The organism is Neobacillus endophyticus (assembly GCF_013248975.1).
Taxonomy (GTDB): domain Bacteria; phylum Bacillota; class Bacilli; order Bacillales; family Cytobacillaceae; genus Neobacillus; species Neobacillus endophyticus.
Window position 1 is genome coordinate 873,583 of record NZ_JABRWH010000001.1, and the last position, 19,718, is coordinate 893,300.

Genomic DNA, 19,718 nt, shown 5'->3' on the forward strand with positions numbered 1-19,718 from the left:
ATAAGCTAATAACGTGGTTTAAATGTTACAAATTGTTCAAATTATTTTTGATAAAGGAGATTGAATACTGTTGAAAGTAATGACCATTCTTGGAACGCGGCCGGAAATCATTCGTTTAAGCTTAATCATTAAAAAATTGGATGTGTTAACAAATCATATCCTTGTTCATACCGGACAAAACTATGACCGCTCTCTAAGCGATGTATTTTTTGAACAGCTTGGCGTTCGGCAGCCAGACTATAAAATCCATTTAAGCTCCCATACGTTCGGGCAGCAGGTCGGAGAAATGTTTGCAGAAGTTGAAAAAATAATGGCAAAAGAGAAACCGGATAAGATTTTATTGCTGGGTGATACGAACAGTGCCCTTTGTGCCTTGCTTGGCGAACGAATGGGAATCCCTGTTTATCACATGGAGGCTGGCAATCGTTGTTTCGATACCTCTGTACCTGAGGAAATTAACCGAAAAGCGATTGACTCCGTTTCCTCTTTTAATTTGCCCTATACGATGCTGAGCCGGGAAAATTTAATCCGTGAAGGTGTTCCCAATCACCGCATCTGGGTTTCAGGAAACCCCATTTATGAAGTTTTACAAGAATACAAGGAGAAGATTGATCAAAGTGATATTTTGCAAAAGCTTGGGATAAACAATAATGGATATATTGTGGTGACAGCTCACCGCGCCGAAAATGTCGATAATGAAACAAGACTACAGCATATTGTGAATGCCCTTCAGCTGATCGCAAAGCAGCACCAGATTCCGATCATTTGCAGTGTACATCCACGGACACGGGATCGTATGAAAAAATTCCGAATCAATCCTCAAGATCCATTGATTCACTTCAGTGAACCGTTTGGATTCTTTGATTTTGTTCACCTTCAAAAACACGCACGATGTGTCATCACAGACAGCGGGACGGTACAGGAAGAAAGCTGCATTCTTCATGTTCCAGCCGTAACCATTCGGAATAGTACGGAAAGACCGGAAACAGTCCTCTGCGGAAGTAATGTTATTTCCGGCGTTCATGATCAAAGTATTGTCGATAGTGTCAACTTGATGATCCTTTCCAATCGTTCATGGACTCTACCTGAAGGCTATGGTGATCCAAATGTTTCAAGCAAAGTGATCAATATGGTTTTAGGCGGACTTCATCATCTGTAAACTGGAGCAATCATTTTTCAGAAAGAAGAAGCCTTTCACTGGAGTAACAGAAAAGGCTTCTTCACCAACCATTAAACCTCCTTCTCCCCTCGAAAAAATTGCAGGGTGTCATGTAAAGAGTTCTCAAAAGAAATGGCTGGCTCCCAGTTTAATTTTTTCATCCCGCTAGGATCCATCATCGGGCTGAATTGCGGCTGCTGTGACTTTTGTTCCTTTATTGTCATTTTAATGTCCGTCATAGACTGATAGGTTTTCATAACCTCTTCCAACGGCCGGGAAATGCCCGTGCAAATCTCGTAAACCTCTTCATTGGTGTCCATAAACAACAATTGATCATAGGCACGGACCACATCTCTTACATCAATAAAGTCCCGTCGGGCAGACAAGTCATTCACTTCTAGAATGGGCTGTACATGCCCTTCTTCCATTGCGGCTATTTTTCGCGCCACTAAAGAACAGATCCCATTTGAAAAACCGGGTCCAATTATATTAGAAGGTTTTGCCAAAACAATATTCAATCCGTATAGTCTTTTCCAAGATTCTGCCACCAGCATTTGCAGCCCTTTACTCAAGCTATATGGATGAACCGCGACAGGTGCAGCCTGCGGATTAAATTGCAGGGCAGAACCAACAACAATTATTTTTGCGGACGGACAATACATTCTTACAGCTTCCAGCAAATTCAACGTAGACATCACGTTTGTCCTAAAATTGTCAGCAGGTGACTTCCATGATTCTTCAACCGAGCTTTTCCCTGCAAGGTGCAGAATATAATCCGGTTTTATCTGTTGAATAAGGCTGTTAACCTCCGTTTCATTCGTTACGTCACATTTTACGATATGGAGGTTGGAATCTTTCATATCAGGAAAATTCGATCTCACAACAGCGGTAACAGCCATCCCCTTTTGCAGAAAATGGCGGATGGCGTGTCTGCCTGTATAACCATTTGCACCTGTTATGAACATTTTCCTGCCCTTCACTGCTGATTCAGCCAATCTCTTAATTCAAGCAACATCGTTTTGTATTCAGGCACTTGATAATGAAAATCGGTGCGATTATTTTTTAATGATCTGTCTAATACAACCTTTTCATCAGGATGAATCACGACATCTTTTTTATCAAATACATCTTGAAATAATCTGAGTAAATCATATTTTGATATTTTTTCTGGTACGCAAAGATGGTACAAACCTGAAATATTTTGTTTCATCATTTCCTGAATGACCTTCGCTAACTCCAAGGTTGTTACCCCGTTCCAAAACACCCTTTTAAATCCTTTAATTTCTCCGGTTTGCTGCATAAACCAATGCATTAAACCGATTCCCTCGCCCCTGATTTCAGGGCCGATAATCGATGTACGAATCGTTAAATGACGAGAATTCACTATTTCTCCTAATGCTTTTGTTTTCCCATATACCTTTTCGCCATCGGTCGGGTCATGTTCTTCATAATCACCTTTTTTCCCTGAGAAAACACAGTCCGTACTGATATGGATCAACCTTCCCCCGCACCGGTCTGCCAGCTTTGCCAATGTATGCGGCAGTACACTATTAAGCAGCAAGGCATCAATCGGGTTTTTGTTGGCATTTTCATTTAAAATGCCAACACAGTTGATGATAAAATCAGGTTTTAACGAATCGATGACACTTTCCAGTACGGCCTGATCCCTGGCATCGAGCTGAATGGCCTCCAAATCTGAAGCATCACGACTGGTATAATAAACAGAAAAACCGGGACACGTTTTAAAATACCGAGTAATCATATGTCCCGCCATTCCATTTCCACCTAACACTAATAGCTTCATTCAATAAATCCTCCATTGATTAATAGAGTCTTTATTTCCTCTTTTGTCATAAGTGATTGATTAGAATGATAGGCATTCATATGAACCTTTTGATATTTGGAATAATGCTCCTGCAGTTCAGGCAGCCCGATGGTTGGAAGAATGACATAATAGTCTTCATCATAATAGACCGTATTTTGACTCTCAAATTCGGAGAATAGAATTTCATGAATTTTCTCTCCCGGCCTGATTCCCAGCTGCACCATTTGAACATCTTTTTTCCCCATTGATTCAATCAATACATGTGCCAGGTCAACGATTTTGCAAGTCGGCATTTTCATTACGAAAATCTCTCCGCCCTTGCTTTCATATGTGGCTTTAAAAAGGAGATTAATGGCATCTTCAAGGGTAAGGAAGAATCTCGTCATATTATAATCTGTAATGCCCACTTGGTTTTTCTCTTTGATTTGGTCCTTAAATACGTGGATGACACTCCCATTTGTTCCGAGGACATTTCCACCGCGGACACAAACAAATTTCGTATTCAAATGAAGGGTATTGGCATGAATAATTAATTTCTCCCCGATTGATTTTGTCATCCCATAAAAATTAGATGGATTTGCCGCTTTATCCGTTGATATATAAACAACTGTTTTCACATGATTGGCAATGGCGGCATCTATGACATTTTGTGTCCCCATTACATTTGTTTTTAAAGCCTCAAGAGGCTGTGCTTCACAAACTGGCACATGTTTCAATGCAGCCAAATGGAAAATATAATCAACACCCGCGCACGCTCTTGTCAATTCATCTTTTTCTTTAATATCCCCGATGATAAAGTTTAACCGCTTATTATCAAACTTCCTCTGCATTTCCACCTGGCTGAATTCGTTTCTAGAATAAATCCGGATTTCCTTGGGGTCTTTTAGGAGAAGCTGCTTTACTAACTCATATCCCCAAGAACCTGTCCCACCTGTAATAAGAATGGTCTTGTTTTGAAACAATTTTCCCCCTCCTACTCTTAATGTTTTAATTACCGTCAGCAGACTGCTAATCATTCGAACAGTATAATTTATGCTTAATAGGATTGATGGTTCTAGACCGATTTACTAAATTGGACAAATTCTCCGTATAAAGGTTTTTACTAGAATATTTCATGGTAAATCTTCACCTCCCGGACTCCCTTTAATCCAAGACCTCAAACCAAAGTGGGGTTCGGTCATTAGGATCACCGTTATAATTGATTTTGATTTCATCCCCCTCCTGAATGTCAGAGATAGCATAAAAGTTGATGGTTAAATGTTCGAGGTCATTGATAAACATGGCATTCGGGGTAAAGGAGTGATTAAATAACGAGCCATAGCCAAGGGCAATTGCCGTTTGATCGTACTTTTCACCCCAAATGAAGCAATATTGGAAGAGCGTTGTTTTCTTCAAATACTTTCGTTCGCTTTTCGGAGAAACTAAGACTGGGGATTGCTCAATGAGTTCACCTTTTTCAATGTTTCTGGAAGCAAAAATTCCTCTGCCATATTTCTCCGTATTTTTCACATAAATGGGACCCATTTTGAGCTCCTTTCCTCGTTAATTCTCAAGGTTTTTAAGCTGGTTTATTAAATAACTTCTGCGGGCTTTGATAAATTGCAAGATAAAGTCCGGCTCATCATCAAATGAGTGAATGCTTTTCTTTTTATAGGGGTCGTGAAGGATATGGGGTCTGAGGGCTTGATGGAGGAAAACGATTTTCTCTTCCAAATAATCTACTGTGAATCGTGTTTCTAAAATTTCCTCCAGAATGCTGCGGTATCGTTTACGGTATTCTGGGATCTGCAGGAGAAGGAAAGATAGATGATTGTCCAATTTGCCTTCAATCGGAACATAGTCGTGCTCCATAACCCCCCCGTTTACCTTTCGTCCCCATGTGGCATCATAGTCCCATGGAAGGATTTCGAATAATCCCGTTTGACTATTGCGATAAAGTGCGTAGTTATGTGTAAATCCGTCATTATTCATGGTGCAAACAGCACCGCTAAGCCAGCGAAGATAGTTTTCAATATGGATATAACGCTCAATGATTTCCGGAAATTCATTTATGGGGGTTGTGTTTATTTTGGTGATCAATTCTTGTAGATAGAAATCGTCTGTCCAGTTTCCAACTTTCTGTTCATAACCGGATAGAATCTCTTTTTTTACCTTCTTATTTCTCATGAAGGAAAAGTTAGCATAATTATTAATGGCATAATAAATAGGCCCTTCAGGCAAACCTCTTTTTTGCAAAAATAAATCATCTACAGATTCCAGCTGCAGATAGACTCCTTCCACTGATCCGTTTAGCGTTAAATTGATATGTTGGCTTTCAGGAGAGAGGACTCTAATATCCTGAAAGAAATCAAGAGAAAGTTTATTGCGGATCAGTGAGGGATCTTTGAATCCCGCATTGAGATGGATTTCTCTGCTGCCATTAAATTCTTCAGGTTCAATAAAATCCAGCCAATAGGATTTTTTGCGAAATTCACGCGTATAGGAACCGCGATAAGCTATATCCACATCATAGATTTTATTCTCCACGGTCAAATATCCGGGGACTGGGTCATCGTTCCATACATCATTTCGCAACTCTTCTAAATCCTCTTTTTTAATGGCTAAAGAATAGGATGGAATTACATACGCCATATACGATCCTTCTCTCGTATAGAATGAAAAAGTTACATTATTATATTAGGAAATGATTGAAAGGTAACTGCAAATGTCTAAATGCAGGATGGTATTAAAATATTATTTTTATCGTTTGAGAAGCATTTAAAAGGAATAAAAAGAGTCCTTCGAGATGTTATGGGGCCGATCAGCCGCCATCTTTCACACCCAGAAGGACTTCCATTTACTTTAAGGCAGGATCCTACCACTCTAGATCTTTTTCATATCCGAAATCAATCAGTAGATTTCCCGCCACTTGCTTAAATGTTTGTTTCATTTCTTCATCGAACTCCTCGCGCCATGTGCCGACTTTCCCTTTCCGGAACGTATTTGATTTCCCTGGATCGATTTTTCCCGCCATTTTTTCGACGATTGTTTCTAATGGTTCTGGCAACTGCTGACCATCCCAAAGGTAATTCACAATTCTAGTTAGAGCTGCTTGTCGTGTTTCTTGGGATAGCATTAGTTCTTCAAATGAGAGTGTCAACGTATTCGGTACCAGGATCCATTGATAAAATGGCCGGTTCCAGGCATCAAAATTGGGCCATTTTCCATCAACACCTTTTAACAATGACATGATCCGGTCTTTATGATTGGTAAGATGGCTATGAAAATCATAGAAAAGAGGGTGTTCATTCCACTTCGCCGGAATGAAGTAGGCTAAGGATATTAAAACATCGCGCGGGTCGCGATAAACAAAGATGTGTTTCAGCTTTAACCGCTCCAGTATATAAGCATATTTCTCCGAATAAAACATATGTCCCAAACCAAACTCATTGGGCTGTAAATGTGCCAAGCGATAAAAATGATCTTTCAATATATTGATGTCCTGCACATGGTGATCGATAAAGAATTTCTTTTCAGCATCTCCTATGTCGTTTTTAACATTTGGCAATCCATTCAGTATTTGATGCATCAAATGTGTTCCGCTTTTCGGGACCGAAGACATAATAAATGGCGGCAGTGGTGCAATTGACTGGTTAACCAACGAAGAACCTCCTATAGAATTTCATAGTAAATAAATGAATTTACTCTATGATTTTAACTCAGCTATACAATAGCATATGAGGCAGAATCGCAAGTGTTGAACTCCTTCAAAAATATAGGTAAAAATACAAAAACAAAATACACGAGAAAAGGCATGTACACTGAGCTTGAATATTCCATATAATGGATAAACGAAAGGTTAGGTGGTGTATGTAATGAAAGTGGTCATTCCTGTAGGAGATTTGCATGTAGGCGGCGGATGCAAAGTACTTGTTGATATTGCCAATACTTTAAAGGCCCGAGGGCATGAGACAGAAATCGTCATGCCTCAAACCGGCACAGTGAAATATGATGTGCATACCAAACTAACGCTGATCCCTGAACTGTCTAAGGAGCATATCCCCTATGGCGATATCATTTTAACTAATTTTTATACGACGGTCGCACCCGCGGTCGAAGCATGGCCGAAACAAACCGTTCGGCTCAGCCTTGGCTTTGAACCTTACTGGGTGCCTGATAAAGCCGAAGCAATTCACTCCTATCAACATGATATGCCCATTATCAGCATTTCCCATTGGCTGGATGAGCAGATTTTTCAACACGTCAACAAAAGGAGTAAAGTGATCAATCTTGGAATCGATCATACCGTGTTTCATCCTGGATCTGAGACAAAGGAATTTGATTCAATTTTACCTAAAGTAATCCTTTATATTGGAAGGGACTCCGTACAATATGAAATAAAAGGCTTTAAAGATTTTGCTGAAGCAATGAAAATCGTCAAGAAAGAATATTCCGGACCATTTATTGTTCATATGATCAGTCCGGATGGTGTGCTTTATCTCGATGAAGAAATTCCTTATAAAATTTTCCCTGCCCAGGATGAGCAAGAGATGGCAGAGCACTATCGTTCAGCCGATGTATTTGTTTCCTCTTCCTGGTTTGAGGCCTTTAGTCTGCCGCCACTTGAAGCAATGGCTTGCGGTACCCCTACCGTAACGACAAACTCAGGTGGTGTGCTGGATTACTGCGAGGATTTGGAAAGTGCTGTGATTACCCTCCCTAAAAACCCAAAGTCACTTGCAACAGGAATACTTACTGTCTTAAAAAACGAAACATTAGCGCAAAAATTGAGCAAAGGCGGCTTGCAAAGTTCACAGCGTTTCACAAGAGAACGTTTTTTAAATGAAATCATCGAGACATTAGAAAAGATTAATGAAGAAAGGATGAAGGGTGAAAATGGATAAAGTATCAATCGTGATTCCCGTTTATAATTGCCCTTTTGTTGGTCACGCGATTGAAAGTGCTTTGAATCAAACCTATCCTAATATAGAAATCATCGTCGTCAATGACGGATCATCAGAGGAGTTTACTGAGAAAATTCGGCCATACATTCCTAAAATTCATCGTTATATTGAAAAAGCTAACGGAGGTACTGCAAGTGCATTGAATGCCGGAATTCAGCATGCAACAGGCGACTATTTCTGTTGGCTAAGCTCTGATGACCGGTATGACCCGCAAAAAGTCCAAAAACAGCATCAATTCATGAGCGAATGCCAAGCAGATGTAAGTTATTCCGATTATGTATACATTGATGCTAATAACTCGATTTTAAGCGGATCCCTTGGTATTTCTTTTCCCAATCGGCTTCAGTTTCTAGAGCAAATGAAAAAGGGCTGTTTCATTAATGGCTGCACCGTCATGATGAAAATGAGTGTATTTTCAGAGGCTGGTTTATTCGATGAATCCCTTCCCTACACGCACGACTATGATCTATGGCTCCGAGTACTAAAATACCGCCATTTTTATTATCTGAATGAACCGCTTGTCTTGTATCGTGTACATGATGGGATGGGGACAAAGAAGCATGAACAAGAAATCCTGAAAGAGATTGTCTTTGTTCAGCAAAAGCATCAAGCAGGACTGGATCAGCTGATTTTGGAGGAGCTGTTGAAATGAAGATAACCTTCCCCATTTTAACTTTATGCAAAGGCGGCGCCCAGCGGATGCTTGCTGAATTGGCCAACGGTCTTGTTCGCAGAGGGCACGATGTAACGATTATCATGCCGACATATGGTGATCTTGAATATGACATAATCTGCAAGCTAATCCGTACACCCGGTTATGAGTTTGCAGAAACCGACTATCCAATAAGTGATGTCATTGTTTCGAACTTCTATACCATCATTCCTTCTGCACAAGCTGCAAGCGATAACGGGAAAGGAACGCACGTACGGTTAAGCTTATGCTATGAGCCGACGTTTTTGCCCGAAAATCACGTTACCTTTCGCACATACCATATGCCTAATCTATTGGTTTTGTCAAAGTGGCAGCAGCAAATGATTTATTTGAATCATGGTGTTAAGGGACATATTGTTCCCGTAGGGATCAGTTCTACTTTTAAAAATTTTCATATCCGCTCTCCACATGATTCATTGCAAATATCGGCGATTATTAGGATCCCTGAGGGTGGATATTCCTGGCATCGGGAACAAGAATATCTGATCGAGCAATTGGAATTAGTCAAGCAGCTGCATCCGGAAGTGATCATCAATCTTTTATGCCCACCAAAGGAATTAGCCTCCTCCCTTCAGTTACAGCAACTAAAAAACAACTGCAACTTCCGTTTCTTAACCCCTGAAAATGACGCTGAATTATGCTACCACTATAATTATTCGGATATTTTCGTCAGTTCCTCTACCTATGATACAGCTGGCCTGCCTGGTCTTGAAGCGATGAAATGCGGCGCAGCTTTGGTAACGACATATTCCGGAGGAAACCTCGATTATTGCCGCCACGAGGAAAACTGTTTGCTTTCTTACCGTTATGAAAATCGACTTTCTCAAGATATCCTTCGTCTTATCAGGGATACGGATTTAAGGACCAGATTAGCGCTAGCAGGAGAACAGGAAGCGGCCAAATGGACATGGGAAAATAGTGTAAACGCTTTTGAAGAGGGGATCTCTCAGATCTTGCAAAAGAGCCGTTAATCGTGATAATAGCCGGAGTCTGTAAAAGGCTCCTGTTTTTTATGGGTAAATAAAAGAGCCGGAAGCATATAAAATGCGATCCTGCCCGTAGCAAAGCCACATTATAAAATCGATGTCACTTAAACAGTGATAGGTCCCACGGCACTGGCTTGGTTTAAAATAATGGAGTTTGTCACCTCTCCTGTAACTTTATAGCCGTGATATCCAACAAGAGCATTTATATCCATAATTTAGAAACTAACACTTCCCACTTCATCGACAGCAAGGGTATCAACACGGACAGTGCCAATCAATGCTGTATCTCTGAATACAGTAAGAATAACTTGTGGTGTTCCTAAAATAGATTGAATCTCACCGTTCCAATTAATTGGACATTTGTTCTAGGATTCAGTACAGCTAGTCCAAAAGCAGCCAATGTAATTTTGGATGGGGATGCAGGTAAAGGTCTGTTCAATGATTGACTAAAGTTACTAGGCACACTTGCGTTAAAATCAACAATTTGTTTTGCCATACTGTACACCTCCTTTGTTTTCCATATATTTATATGCATTCTATTTTCTTATGATTGTGTACTCTACTATTTGCGAAAAATTGGACAAAAGAAATAGATTTGCTGGGTAAAGCAAAGCCGGGGAAAAATGTGCATTTTTTGTATGTATTAGCCTGTACATCTATTTTTCAAAAAAATATGATATTACGTAAACTTATTTTTCTAGAGAGGAAGTGAATAATTTGGCACCAAAAGGTAAACCTCGTCATGACTCGACTGGGAGCTTCAGTACTAGTGACTTTACTACTAGTGATTACCTAAATTTAGGACTTACATCTGGAAGCAGCAGCAGCAGAGGAAGAGGAAGAAGAAGATATTGTGCTGGTGACGTTGTTCAATTAAGATTTAATCCGACAAACGATGCTGTACTCTCTGTATTTGTCGCTGGAAGCATTCTTCCATGCAGTATACCAGTGATTTCTCCTGGCCCGCTTCCTACCCCTACTCCTGTACCAGTACCTGCAGCTACTCAATTTATGAGCTGTCTTATAGCCAATGGTTTTTCAATTCAAAGCATCGTTGCCTTAACGCCGACAGATGTACTTGTCACTTTAGTACGGTGCTAATACCTTCATCACAGCTAAACCATGGGATCTTCCTTTGGTTTAGCTAACATTTTTTTACGGATTACTTATCAACTTGAAAGAGATGATGAAATGATAAATCCTAAGGCCCCAGTCGTTTCATTGGTTATCCCGGCTAAAAATGAAGGCCGAAACGTCAAAAACACGATTAAATCCGCACTTAAGGTTAAAACTTCATTTCCATTTGAAATCATCGTAGTGGATGATGGTTCAACGGATAAATGCTGCGATTTTATTTCATCTCTTGGGATCAATCAAATAAAACGAATCCAAACAAATGGCGTTGGTGCAGCTCAAGCAAGAAACATAGGGGCAAATGCAGCAAAAGGAACCTATTTAATTTTTTGTGATGCTCATCTTTTTTTTGAAGATGATTGGATAGAGGGATTGCTCGAGCCCATCCAACAGGGAATTGCTGATGCTGTGACTCCCGGGATCGCAAACGTAGACAGCCCACAATATCCCGGACTTGGGCAAACGTTAAATGCCTCCTTGGAAACGCAATGGCATTTGAACAAAAGCGAACTATTCCCAACGGCCATCCTGCCAGGAGGGTGTTTGGCGATTTCCAAGGAAGTTTTTGCAGATATCGGCGGCTTTGACCGCTATTTTAAAGTATGGGGTTATGAGGATATAGAGCTTTCCATTAAAATGTGGCTTTTTGGGTATACTTGTTTTGTGCAGCCAGCCGTCAAGATTCTCCATGTGTTCCGAAGTGTACACCCTTATAACATAAATTGGGATGATTTTTATTTTAATATGCTAAGAATGGCATACAGCCATTTTTCGGAGGACAGAATAAATAAGTGCAAAGCGGCCATTACGAATAGTAATCCAGAAGCAATCGAATCAGAGGTTTTGAATACGAATGTACTTGCACAGCGTGAACAGTACTTCCAACGCAGGAAATACGATGATGACTGGTTTATGAAGAAATTTGAAATTCCATTCTAACGGTTACGAAAAGAGGGAAAATGCGAAAAGGAAAGGGATGGTATAGAACATCCCTTCTCTTATTTAAATGGTGTGGATATACTTCCTTTTGATCTCAGACCTTCTATTTCGCCACCAATGTTTTAAATTCATTTAACGTGATATTTGGGGTGATTGGGAATCGTCCAAGTTCATATGGATTGTCACCGATTTTGACCGTTTCTGCTTTTGTCGTAAAAGCATATTTAAAGCCTGCCATTTTTAACAGTTCAATTGTTCTGCTATTGTATGCTCCAAATGGATAGGCAAAGTAATCCGGATGATTTAATAACTTTCCACTAGTCTCTAAATCTTGTAAAATCACTTGATCTGATTCTTTTAATAATGCCGGAGTTCCATCAACTGTTCCATGAAGTTCGTTTGTATGGTTGCCATACTCAAATACGTCCCGCATTTCATTTATTTCTGGCCAGCTTAGAAATTGTAGTTTTTTAGGGTTAAAGGGAACTGGCGTATCAGAAACACGGCTTGTAATGATGAAATTTACTGCTTTAAATCCATATTTTTTTAAGATTGGGTAGGCATATAGATAATTTGTTTTAAGTCCATCATCAAATGTGATCATTACGGTTTTCTGAGGAAGTTCTTTTCCTCCGTGCAAATAAGCATCCAGCTCTGAAATAGTAGCCGTATGATAACCTTCATCGTGCAAATATTTCATCTGTTCTTCAAAGGATTCCAAATCAATGACAGCAGAATCTTTCGTAAATGTATTCTCACTCTTTTTCAAGATGTGGTGATATAACAAAATGGGTATGTTGATGCTCTCATTCCTTTCAACCGCTTTAGCAGGCGTGTGAGAAAAGAATAATAGACTGCAAGACAAAACCAACAAAACCGATGCTACTTTTAATAACCTCACAGTAATCACCTCACACAATTCATAAACCACTTATAAGCCGTTGCAGTTCGACTTACAAGCTGATTGTAACAAGAATTTTGTCGACTGCAAATGGATTTTGCAGGAAAATCCCAAGGTAGATTACCATGTTGGTAATTTCATAGGAAAGGGTGTCAGGCACCATGTGAAATTTTCACATGGTGCCTGACACCCTTTGTGATTTTTCCTGTTAGAGCCAGCCTTTATTTTCGGCGAGGGCGGCGGCTTCGGTTCGGTTTTTGGCGCCTAGTTTGTGAATGATTTCGGAGATGTAGTTTCGAACGGTGCCTGATGATAGGTAGAGTTCTGAGGTGATTTCTTTCGTTGTTTTCCCTAAGGCAGCGAGTTTTAGGATTTCACGTTCTTTCGGGGTAAGTGGATTTTCTTCGCGGATGACGTGATAGGTCAGCTCAGGGCTGAATACTCGCTTGCCGTCCACCACTTTGCGAATGGCATCAGCAAGCTCATCGATCTCGCTATCCTTTAGTAAATAGCCATAAACACCGACTTTGACCGCACGTTCAAAATAGCCAGGACGGGCAAACGTTGTGAGGATGATGACCTTGCTTGGGACTGGCGTTTGAGCCAGCCTTTCTGCGACCTCGAGACCATTTAACACCGGCATTTCAATGTCCATCAAGCAGACATCTGGCTGCAGATTCACAATCATCTCAAGTGCTTCCTCCCCATTCATCGCTTGGCCAATCACCTTCATATCTGACTCCATATCAAGTAATGAACCAAGCGCCCCCAGCAACATTCGCTGGTCTTCGGCAATAAATAGTCGTATCATCCCGCTGCCCCCTGTTTATTAATAATTGGTACATTTATTTCCAACACCGCTCCATTACGATTCGAGAATGCAAGTGAACCGTCGACTAGAGCAAGCCTTTCCTCCATCCCTTTTAACCCATTGCCCAGCTCCTGATTGGATTCGTTCATTGGAGCACCCATTCCATCGTCATGTACCATGACATTTATTTTTTCCTTTGATAGGTGAACAGATAAGGAGCAATGTGCTGCACGGCTGTGTTTAACGACATTTGTCGCCGCCTCTCGTATACACATACTTACAATATTTTGGGTAAAAAGCGGGATTCTTGAAAAATCTGAAGTGCCTTCGTACTTATACGTTATCCCCGCTGCCCTTAATATATGCTGTACCTGAATCAGCTCTTCTGTAATGGTCGCAGCTCGCATGTCCGTCACAAGCTCGCGAACCTGCTTTAGGGCCGCTCTTGAAGTCACTTCCATTTCCCTTGCCTCCAGACGTGCTCGTTCCGGGTCGGCTGCGATCAGTCTTTGCACCAGCTGGCTTTTTAATGTTAAAAGAGACAGTGTATGACCGAGAGTATCATGAAGATCGCGCGCAATCCGTACCCGCTCCTCTCGCTTTACCAGCTCTTCAATCTGGTGGTTCTTCTGGTCAAGCTCCCGCTCCAGCTCCCTCCGGCGGTTTATTGAGCGAATGCCAAATGGTGTTAACAGCATGATAATGAGAAATGGAGCAAAATTGAGAAACTCTGAGATTGTGATAACTGCTTTTGTTCGGCTGATTACGAAAAGAATGGGAAGTAGCTCCACCATAGCCAAACTGGCAAGACCTCGATAAAATTTCTGTTTTTCATGGTAAAACCCGACAAATGTAGCGGAAAAAAAGCCTAAAAAAATGTAGGTTAATTGATAAAATGTACTAAAAATAAATACAATTGCAAGCATAACAGCTAACCAATAGGTGTACTTCCTTTGCCACATCACAAAATAAAGCTGCCGATACGTCACAAAAAACAACAGCGTCATTCCATAGCCAATTATCTGTTTTACCCCGTTTTCCTTCGTCAAAGAGACAATAGGATACAATAGATAAATCAGATACATATAGGGGAAAAGACCATATCGATGAGGGAATAAGCTGAATCGCCATTTCATGGTCCTATCACACCGCTTCCTGCTTTCTTCTTATATACCTTGATAGTAGCATGAACAAAGTCAAATAGGCGATTAAAATCAGAATATTTTTCCATTCCGGGGTGCCGCCGCTGACAATTTCCCAAGCGCCGCTGCCAAAATTATAGGAAGGCAGCCATTTTCCGATGGTTTGCATCATTTTTGGCATAGCCTCGAGCGGCATCCACAAGCCTCCTGATACTGCCAGCACCATGTAAAGGACATTGCTGACGCCAGCTGCCGTTTCTACCTTTTTCATTAATCCGATTAAAGTCCCAAGCGCCAAAAGCGGCAGGGATGCGAAAAGGAGCCAAAGTCCGCTCATCAGCCATTCAAACGCCGTCAGTGATACTCCGTTGATTAACTTACCTGCAAGAAAAATAATGGTAATCGAGAGCAGATGAATAAAGCTTTGACCGACCATTTGCGCCGCAAAATAAGCATTATCTGAAAGCGGCGTGATACGGATAAAAGTTGACCACCCCTGCGCACGCTCCTGCACTAAGCGGATTCCCAGTGTCATGATGGATGACCCCATCACGCTAAAAGCAGCCATGGACATTAAGTAATGAGCCTGCCATTCTGCTTTATTTGGAGCATTTATATGAACCACGTTGGTAAAAATGTAATAGAATAGGATCGGCATGGCCAATGACCAAAACACAAAATAGCGATTTCGAGTAACCCGTATTATTTCTGTCTTGCATTGCATTAGAAATGCACTCATATTATATAGCCTCCTTTGCGCTGCCAGTCAATTGTTCAAAAGCTTCCTCTAGCTTGCCGCGCTCTATTTGAATATCTCTCGCTCCCATCTTTTCTTGAAAAATCAGCTCCAGAACTCTGTCCGTATTTTCAGCTTGAACATATACCCGATTATTTTTCCGATAGATATTGGCAATTTCATTGTGTTGATACAATTTTTCAAGCGAAATTTCCGGATCGATCACAAAGGAGACCGATTGCTTGGAAATGCGCGCTTTAATTTCCGCAGGAGTTCCATCGGCAACAATTTTCCCCTGGTTAAAAAGTAAAATTCGTTCTGCCGTATCGTCTGCTTCCTGCAGATAATGTGTTGAAAAGATAATAGTTTTTCCTTGGTCTGCCAGCATGCGGATGGTCTGCCAAAATCGATTTCTTGATGTGATATCCATTCCAACTGTCGGCTCGTCAAAAATAATTAAGTCCGGATTTCCAGCTAGTGCGAGAGCAAAGCTGAGACGCCGCTTCTGTCCCCCTGACAATTTTTCTGCTCTTGTTTTTAAGTCCTGCTCGGTAAGGCCCGTAAGGCTGATTAATTCTTCCATTGCCAGCGGCTTTGAATAATAGCTTCGGATCAGTTCAAGAATTTCCTTAACCTTTAAACCTGGCATGACACTTACCTCCTGCAGCATCGTACCAAGCCTATCCCTCACATATTTTTCATGTGACTGCCGGTTAAATAAAAGCACCTCGCCATTTGTCGGCTTCAACAGCCCCAAAATCATCGAAATGGTCGTCGTTTTCCCAGCCCCATTTGGACCAAGAATAGCCACAACCTCACCCGCTCCAATCGAAAAAGAAACATCATCAACCGCCGTCTTATGCTGAAACACCTTCGTCACATTCCTCAAACACACCACTTCATTCATACAACCAACACCTCCTGATAACTTACACTCATTGTACGAATTAATGACAGGAAACATTAGTAAGCAATGTCACCAATCGAAAATGACTTTTGTCATTTTTGATTGGTGAGTAGGTGAGTGTCAGGCACCATGTGAAAATTTCACATGGTGCCTGACACCACGTTATTCACATGGAAATACGTGTTTATCCACAATCCGACCAGGATATCCACATGGTTATCAACATATTTCCGGAATTTATCCACGGTTTGGGGAAATTAAAAAGGATGGATTCGTTTTGCTCCATCCTTTTTCCACAATATATTCACAGTTTTTTGTTGATTATCCACTTTTTTCTCCGGGTTATTCACAACCTTGTGTGCAATTTGGGGATATTTATTTCTGATTTTGTGTTTGTTCGGCTGCTGATGGAGATTTATTCACAATCTCTTTTAGTTCTCCAACATCCCCTTTTGCGTTAATGATTTCAAAAATTTGATTTAATCCTTCGTTTGTCGTTTCTTCTTCATATTTCATGTTAATTCCTCCTTTACTTTCTTCCTTAATAGATTGCCCCTATTTCCAAGTGGATATATAAAAGTACCCTGTTCATTTCTATTAATTCACAAAAAGTTCACTGCCTTTAAAGGCTAACGTGATAGGAATCACAAGCAAGATGACGAAGCGAGGTACAATAAACGTATTACTAACAAATTTAAAATAAAGAGCTTTTTTGGAGGGAATTGAAATGGGTAAGAATATAAAGACAACAGCGATGATCGCCGTATCGCTTATCATACTGACAGCTTGCGGAAGCTCCAACCTTACATCACATAAGTCCGCACAGGCTAAAAAAATCAGCAACTCCAACACACCAGTCAGCGACCCCCGCGCACATCTAAATCAAACACCTACTCCGATGAAAGTAAATCGAATCGGCCTTCACGAAGTAAAAGTCGAAATGACTGCGCAGATAACTGATATTGAAATTGCAAAAGACGACTTCTATAAAGCTTGGACCTTTAATGGACAAGCTCCAGGACCAGTGATTGTTGTGGACCAGGGAGACAAAATCGATTTTACCTTAAAAAACATGGACCCAACCTATCCGCACAGTATGGATATGCATGCCGTCCATTCCGCTCCGTCCAAAAACTTTATCAATGTGATGCCGAACCAAAGTGGCAGCTTCAGCTACACTGCTGACAATCAGGGCGTGTTTATGTACCATTGCGGCACAAAGCCGGTACTTGAGCATATCGCCAACGGCATGCACGGAATGATCATCGCCAAACCAAAAGGCGGCTACCCTACAGATTCTCAAGTCAACCGTGAATACATCGTCATTCAAAATGAATGGTATAAATATGACAGCATGGATGATATGACCAACGGGAAACCAAAATATGTAGTTTTTTCTACAAAAGCTTTAAGTAGCAGGCAAATGAATACGAATGGGACAGTCGGAGCCCTTGTCAACCATCCTCTTTTAGCCAAGGTTGGTGATCGAGTAAGATTTTATGTATTAAACGTTGGCCCAAACGAAGTCTCTAGTTTCCATATTGTCGGCACCCTATTTGACGATGTTTATCTTGATGGCAATCCATATAATCATTTAAAAGGAATGCAGACCGTGATGCTGCCTGCAAGTGGCGGGGCAGTTGTAGAATTTACACTTACACAAGAGGGCAGTTATCCATTCGTTACCCATCAATTTAATGATGCAACAAAGGGAGCAAATGGCGTTATTAAGGTAACAAAAAATGGGAAAGACGATGGAAGTGTCATCATGGCTCATTAATTGTTATGTTAAATTTATTGATTTAGCGCTGAGAGAATCCTCCCTCTCAGCTTTTTTTGCATGGAAAAGCTGTCGAAAATATTCCAATCCTAGCTGACAGAAATCTTCCTTTTTCACTTTGGTGATTTGATATGTTAATAGAAAAACTAGAGTGAGGTGCAGTCATGGCAATTGAAAGCATTTTAGATGTGGTGTTGGTGGAAAAACAAATATTTCGGATCATTGAAAGCACTGTTTGTGAGTTTGAAGAAATTTACTATCAAAATGATATAGGCAAAGAAGTGATTGGACGTTCCTGCTCACATTGCCAGCTTGTTCAAAAATATGACCATCCATTTGAAATTTTGGTTAAAGCCTAGACAACCTAGGCTTCTTCCTCAAATTTATAATTTTGCCCCTAGTTCTACTGCCTTGCTGTTATGATAGGATGCTTTGACCCTTAGCTTCATTCGCAATTCTTCACACAAGCAATCCTTTAGAAGCAGTTCGTTTTGGCGGCCCCGAAAAACATGATAATAATATTTGGCCTTTATAATCACTTTTAACACATGAAACCCTCCTCATTATTCAAAGACATAAATCGCAGGAGTCTCGTATTCGGCAGCTGGCTGGCATTGTCTTTGTATAAGACAAAAGCCCCTATAGTTTTGCGTCGCCATTTTTCAATGGTTTTGCCACTTTCGTACGATTTATGTGTTTATAACCAAAATATAGTAACAAAGGGTAATAATGAAAGAGTCCTTGGACCTAGCAAACCTGAAATTTAAATTTTGCCTGACTTATATTCAGGCCTGTTTATGGATAACGCAGCTGTCTTTTTCCAAGATGATCGGAATCACAGAAATGAACTTTGCTGTATTGGATGTTTTAAAGTCCTTTCATCGTGTCCATGCTGTTATTGAAGGAATTTTAGAAAAAGGGAGTTTGCTATGTTTAAAATATATTCAGTGATCTTTTGTTTTTTCCTACTTTTATCTGTGCAAGGTTGTTCGTTTAAAAATTACTTTGTTGCTAATGATTTATTTGGGAAAGCAGGTGACAGCGGCTCCAGAAATAGTGCGTCAAAACACTCCGCCCCTACTCAAAACGAGGACTCTGTTCAGGTAGTCGCAAAACCGGATAGCATCTCCGTTTTGGTGAATAAACAATATAAATTGCCCAATGGATATAAACCGAAGGATTTGGTGGATCCGAATATTCCTTTTATTTTTAATAGCTCTTCTTCCAAACGAGAAATGCGTTCAGAAGCCGCCTCTGCTATTGAAAAATTGTTTGCAGGTGCTAAAGATCAGGGGGTTAGCCTTTTAGGGGTTTCCGCCTATCGATCCTATGCCTCACAAGCCAGTTTATTTAATTATTACGTTCATCAAGATGGCTATAAGGCAGCGAAAGCTTACAGTGCTTTGCCTGGAACGAGCGAACATGAGACAGGGCTAGCTATTGACGTAACAGGAGGAGACGGAAAATGCGCAGCTGAAGACTGCTTCGCTGGAACAACAGAAGCCAAATGGCTTCAAAAACACGCAGCTGACTACGGATTCATCATCCGCTATCCTAAAGGCAAAGAATCCATCACCGGCTACCAATACGAACCATGGCACCTCCGCTATATCGGCAAAGCTATCGCCAAAAAAATCATGAAAAAAGGCATCACCCTCGAAGAATACTATAGCACGATCCCAGTGAACAAATAATCTCCTATGGCCTACTAGAACTCCCTCATTGAAAATGTCCACTGGAGGC

General features: G+C 40.8%; 23 protein-coding genes and 1 riboswitch. Of the genes, 9 read left to right on the forward strand and 14 right to left on the reverse strand.

Annotation, left to right across the window (positions count from 1 at the left end; translation table 11 throughout):
* Positions 1–70: 70 nt before the first annotated feature.
* Entirely contained in the window at positions 71–1,159 is a 1,089-nt protein-coding gene (wecB, locus tag HPT25_RS04305) for a non-hydrolyzing UDP-N-acetylglucosamine 2-epimerase (RefSeq protein WP_173060425.1), read from the forward strand.
* 71 nt (positions 1,160–1,230) lie between these two features.
* On the opposite strand, the gene HPT25_RS04310 is transcribed toward wecB, so the two are convergent.
* The 6 genes from HPT25_RS04310 to HPT25_RS04335 form a co-directional block, all read right to left on the reverse strand.
* Positions 1,231–2,154 (reverse strand): NAD-dependent epimerase/dehydratase family protein, encoded by a 924-nt coding sequence (locus HPT25_RS04310; RefSeq protein WP_217269622.1) that lies wholly within the window; start codon positions 2,152–2,154, stop codon positions 1,231–1,233.
* A complete protein-coding gene (locus HPT25_RS04315; RefSeq protein WP_173060433.1) occupies positions 2,136–2,963 on the reverse strand; it encodes a dTDP-4-dehydrorhamnose reductase family protein in 828 nt (275 codons plus the stop codon). The genes HPT25_RS04310 and HPT25_RS04315 overlap by 19 nt, the downstream gene beginning before the upstream one ends.
* Complete coding sequence (locus tag HPT25_RS04320) at positions 2,960–3,946, reverse strand: polysaccharide biosynthesis protein (protein ID WP_173060436.1); 987 nt, start codon at positions 3,944–3,946, stop codon at positions 2,960–2,962. Before HPT25_RS04320 ends, HPT25_RS04315 begins: the two co-directional genes overlap by 4 nt.
* A 181-nt stretch (positions 3,947–4,127) precedes the next feature.
* Positions 4,128–4,508, reverse strand: a complete 381-nt coding sequence (locus HPT25_RS04325; protein ID WP_173060439.1) for an SET domain-containing protein — start codon at positions 4,506–4,508, stop codon at positions 4,128–4,130.
* An 18-nt stretch (positions 4,509–4,526) separates the two neighbouring features.
* A complete protein-coding gene (locus tag HPT25_RS04330) occupies positions 4,527–5,615 on the reverse strand; it encodes a CotH kinase family protein (protein ID WP_173060442.1) in 1,089 nt (362 codons plus the stop codon).
* Between the two features lie 223 nt (positions 5,616–5,838).
* Positions 5,839–6,624 carry a sulfotransferase domain-containing protein gene (locus HPT25_RS04335; RefSeq protein WP_173060445.1) on the reverse strand — a complete coding sequence of 262 codons (786 nt, stop codon included), beginning with the start codon at positions 6,622–6,624 and terminating at the stop codon, positions 5,839–5,841.
* A gap of 214 nt (positions 6,625–6,838) precedes the next feature.
* On the opposite strand from HPT25_RS04335, the gene HPT25_RS04340 reads away from it, so the two are divergent.
* The 3 genes from HPT25_RS04340 to HPT25_RS04350 are packed head-to-tail and all read left to right on the forward strand — an operon-like array spanning position 6,839 to position 9,610.
* Complete coding sequence (locus HPT25_RS04340; protein WP_173060448.1) at positions 6,839–7,867, forward strand: glycosyltransferase family 4 protein; 1,029 nt, start codon at positions 6,839–6,841, stop codon at positions 7,865–7,867.
* Complete coding sequence (locus tag HPT25_RS04345) at positions 7,860–8,579, forward strand: glycosyltransferase (RefSeq protein WP_173060451.1); 720 nt, start codon at positions 7,860–7,862, stop codon at positions 8,577–8,579. Before HPT25_RS04340 ends, HPT25_RS04345 begins: the two co-directional genes overlap by 8 nt.
* On the forward strand, positions 8,576–9,610 hold the full coding sequence (locus HPT25_RS04350; protein WP_173060454.1) for a glycosyltransferase family 4 protein: 1,035 nt from the start codon (positions 8,576–8,578) through the stop codon (positions 9,608–9,610). Before HPT25_RS04345 ends, HPT25_RS04350 begins: the two co-directional genes overlap by 4 nt.
* 334 nt (positions 9,611–9,944) lie before the next feature.
* Here HPT25_RS04350 and HPT25_RS04355 read toward each other — a convergent pair whose 3' ends face one another.
* Complete coding sequence (locus HPT25_RS04355; RefSeq protein ID WP_173060457.1) at positions 9,945–10,121, reverse strand: hypothetical protein; 177 nt, start codon at positions 10,119–10,121, stop codon at positions 9,945–9,947.
* Between the two features lie 212 nt (positions 10,122–10,333).
* Here HPT25_RS04355 and HPT25_RS04360 point away from each other — a divergent pair, with 212 nt between their 5' ends.
* A complete protein-coding gene (locus tag HPT25_RS04360) occupies positions 10,334–10,726 on the forward strand; it encodes a hypothetical protein (RefSeq protein ID WP_217269623.1) in 393 nt (130 codons plus the stop codon).
* 90 nt (positions 10,727–10,816) lie between these two features.
* Complete coding sequence (locus HPT25_RS04365; protein ID WP_173060463.1) at positions 10,817–11,698, forward strand: glycosyltransferase family 2 protein; 882 nt, start codon at positions 10,817–10,819, stop codon at positions 11,696–11,698.
* A gap of 103 nt (positions 11,699–11,801) precedes the next feature.
* Here HPT25_RS04365 and HPT25_RS04370 read toward each other — a convergent pair whose 3' ends face one another.
* The 6 genes from HPT25_RS04370 to HPT25_RS04395 form a co-directional block, all read right to left on the reverse strand.
* Positions 11,802–12,467: a polysaccharide deacetylase family protein gene (locus HPT25_RS04370; RefSeq protein ID WP_217269624.1), complete on the reverse strand. Its 666-nt coding sequence runs from the start codon at positions 12,465–12,467 to the stop codon at positions 11,802–11,804.
* A gap of 340 nt (positions 12,468–12,807) precedes the next feature.
* Complete coding sequence (locus HPT25_RS04375) at positions 12,808–13,410, reverse strand: response regulator transcription factor (protein ID WP_173060469.1); 603 nt, start codon at positions 13,408–13,410, stop codon at positions 12,808–12,810.
* Positions 13,407–14,546 (reverse strand): sensor histidine kinase, encoded by a 1,140-nt coding sequence (locus tag HPT25_RS04380; protein WP_173060472.1) that lies wholly within the window; start codon positions 14,544–14,546, stop codon positions 13,407–13,409. Before HPT25_RS04380 ends, HPT25_RS04375 begins: the two co-directional genes overlap by 4 nt.
* A gap of 7 nt (positions 14,547–14,553) precedes the next feature.
* The gene (locus HPT25_RS04385) at positions 14,554–15,291 is read right to left on the reverse strand and encodes an ABC transporter permease (protein ID WP_173060475.1); all 738 of its coding nucleotides are present in this window, start codon (positions 15,289–15,291) and stop codon (positions 14,554–14,556) included.
* Between the two features lies 1 nt (position 15,292).
* A complete protein-coding gene (locus tag HPT25_RS04390; RefSeq protein ID WP_173060479.1) occupies positions 15,293–16,195 on the reverse strand; it encodes an ABC transporter ATP-binding protein in 903 nt (300 codons plus the stop codon).
* 375 nt (positions 16,196–16,570) lie between these two features.
* The gene (locus HPT25_RS04395; RefSeq protein WP_173060482.1) at positions 16,571–16,711 is read right to left on the reverse strand and encodes a hypothetical protein; all 141 of its coding nucleotides are present in this window, start codon (positions 16,709–16,711) and stop codon (positions 16,571–16,573) included.
* Positions 16,712–16,922: 211 nt separating this feature from the next.
* On the opposite strand from HPT25_RS04395, the gene HPT25_RS04400 reads away from it, so the two are divergent.
* Both HPT25_RS04400 and HPT25_RS04405 read left to right on the forward strand, forming a co-directional pair.
* Complete coding sequence (locus HPT25_RS04400; RefSeq protein ID WP_173060485.1) at positions 16,923–17,975, forward strand: multicopper oxidase domain-containing protein; 1,053 nt, start codon at positions 16,923–16,925, stop codon at positions 17,973–17,975.
* Between the two features lie 164 nt (positions 17,976–18,139).
* A complete protein-coding gene (locus HPT25_RS04405; protein WP_173060488.1) occupies positions 18,140–18,334 on the forward strand; it encodes a hypothetical protein in 195 nt (64 codons plus the stop codon).
* Positions 18,335–18,358: 24 nt separating this feature from the next.
* Here the strand turns inward: HPT25_RS04405 and HPT25_RS04410 are convergent, their stop codons facing one another.
* Positions 18,359–18,523: a hypothetical protein gene (locus HPT25_RS04410; protein WP_173060491.1), complete on the reverse strand. Its 165-nt coding sequence runs from the start codon at positions 18,521–18,523 to the stop codon at positions 18,359–18,361.
* Positions 18,524–18,571: 48 nt separating this feature from the next.
* Positions 18,572–18,661, reverse strand: a riboswitch (cyclic di-GMP riboswitch).
* A 243-nt stretch (positions 18,662–18,904) separates the two neighbouring features.
* Between HPT25_RS04410 and HPT25_RS04415 the strand changes: the two genes are divergently transcribed.
* Positions 18,905–19,669 carry a M15 family metallopeptidase gene (locus tag HPT25_RS04415; protein ID WP_173060494.1) on the forward strand — a complete coding sequence of 255 codons (765 nt, stop codon included), beginning with the start codon at positions 18,905–18,907 and terminating at the stop codon, positions 19,667–19,669.
* Positions 19,670–19,718 lie beyond the last annotated feature (49 nt).

What these genes read in the sequence shown, in the direction of transcription:
- HPT25_RS04315 (WP_173060433.1), bottom strand. Translation starts at nt 2,963, where the DNA reads ATGAAGCTATTAGTGTTAGGTGGAAATGGAATGGCGGGACATATGATT.
- HPT25_RS04325 (WP_173060439.1), bottom strand. Translation starts at nt 4,508, where the DNA reads ATGGGTCCCATTTATGTGAAAAATACGGAGAAATATGGCAGAGGAATT.
- HPT25_RS04330 (WP_173060442.1), bottom strand. Translation starts at nt 5,615, where the DNA reads ATGGCGTATGTAATTCCATCCTATTCTTTAGCCATTAAAAAAGAGGAT.
- HPT25_RS04340 (WP_173060448.1), top strand. Translation starts at nt 6,839, where the DNA reads ATGAAAGTGGTCATTCCTGTAGGAGATTTGCATGTAGGCGGCGGATGC.
- HPT25_RS04345 (WP_173060451.1), top strand. Translation starts at nt 7,860, where the DNA reads ATGGATAAAGTATCAATCGTGATTCCCGTTTATAATTGCCCTTTTGTT.
- HPT25_RS04350 (WP_173060454.1), top strand. Translation starts at nt 8,576, where the DNA reads ATGAAGATAACCTTCCCCATTTTAACTTTATGCAAAGGCGGCGCCCAG.
- HPT25_RS04355 (WP_173060457.1), bottom strand. Translation starts at nt 10,121, where the DNA reads ATGGCAAAACAAATTGTTGATTTTAACGCAAGTGTGCCTAGTAACTTT.
- HPT25_RS04365 (WP_173060463.1), top strand. Translation starts at nt 10,817, where the DNA reads ATGATAAATCCTAAGGCCCCAGTCGTTTCATTGGTTATCCCGGCTAAA.
- HPT25_RS04375 (WP_173060469.1), bottom strand. Translation starts at nt 13,410, where the DNA reads ATGATACGACTATTTATTGCCGAAGACCAGCGAATGTTGCTGGGGGCG.
- HPT25_RS04380 (WP_173060472.1), bottom strand. Translation starts at nt 14,546, where the DNA reads ATGAAATGGCGATTCAGCTTATTCCCTCATCGATATGGTCTTTTCCCC.
- HPT25_RS04385 (WP_173060475.1), bottom strand. Translation starts at nt 15,291, where the DNA reads ATGAGTGCATTTCTAATGCAATGCAAGACAGAAATAATACGGGTTACT.
- HPT25_RS04390 (WP_173060479.1), bottom strand. Translation starts at nt 16,195, where the DNA reads ATGAATGAAGTGGTGTGTTTGAGGAATGTGACGAAGGTGTTTCAGCAT.
- HPT25_RS04395 (WP_173060482.1), bottom strand. Translation starts at nt 16,711, where the DNA reads ATGAAATATGAAGAAGAAACGACAAACGAAGGATTAAATCAAATTTTT.
- HPT25_RS04400 (WP_173060485.1), top strand. Translation starts at nt 16,923, where the DNA reads ATGGGTAAGAATATAAAGACAACAGCGATGATCGCCGTATCGCTTATC.
- HPT25_RS04405 (WP_173060488.1), top strand. Translation starts at nt 18,140, where the DNA reads ATGGCAATTGAAAGCATTTTAGATGTGGTGTTGGTGGAAAAACAAATA.
- HPT25_RS04415 (WP_173060494.1), top strand. Translation starts at nt 18,905, where the DNA reads ATGTTTAAAATATATTCAGTGATCTTTTGTTTTTTCCTACTTTTATCT.